The sequence below is a fragment of the Campylobacter sp. S4:11 genome, assembly GCF_024723695.1.
Classification (GTDB): domain Bacteria; phylum Campylobacterota; class Campylobacteria; order Campylobacterales; family Campylobacteraceae; genus Campylobacter_D; species Campylobacter_D jejuni_C.
Genome location: NZ_JANQDC010000100.1, coordinates 1 through 418 on the forward strand (window position 1 = coordinate 1; position 418 = coordinate 418).

A 418-nucleotide genomic window follows, 5' to 3' on the forward strand; every position below is an offset into this window, starting at 1 on the left:
GGTTGAAGCCACTGCTAAAAAAATCGAAAGTATTACTTGCTTTTCCTATTCCTTCTCTACTACTTTCTATAACCTCTTGTCCTTCTCTTAGAGCTTCTTTTATACTTTCTTTAATGTTAATAGTAGTATTGTTTTCATTATGAACACTAGTATTATTTTCATTTGCATTCATCTAAAGCCTTTTGGATTTTGTTTATTGTATCTTCTATAAAGATTGATACATTTTTGCGGTAATCTTTCCATTCTTTTCCGAGTGTCTTATCGAGAAGTTTTGAGCTATTTGGATCTAAATTATTAAATATATTATAGTTTTCTTTCATGTTTTGAAATATGAAATTTGTATCCTTAGAAGAACACAATTGATTGTTATGAAATAAAAGAAGACCTCGAATTGTTATTTTTGGATAGATTGCCATAG

General features: G+C 28.2%; 1 pseudogene. It reads right to left on the bottom strand.

From position 1 onward, the window contains the following. Positions 1 to 158 precede the first annotated feature (158 nt). Positions 159 to 418, bottom strand: a pseudogene (locus tag CAMP5053_RS08390) (hypothetical protein); the annotation flags it as partial.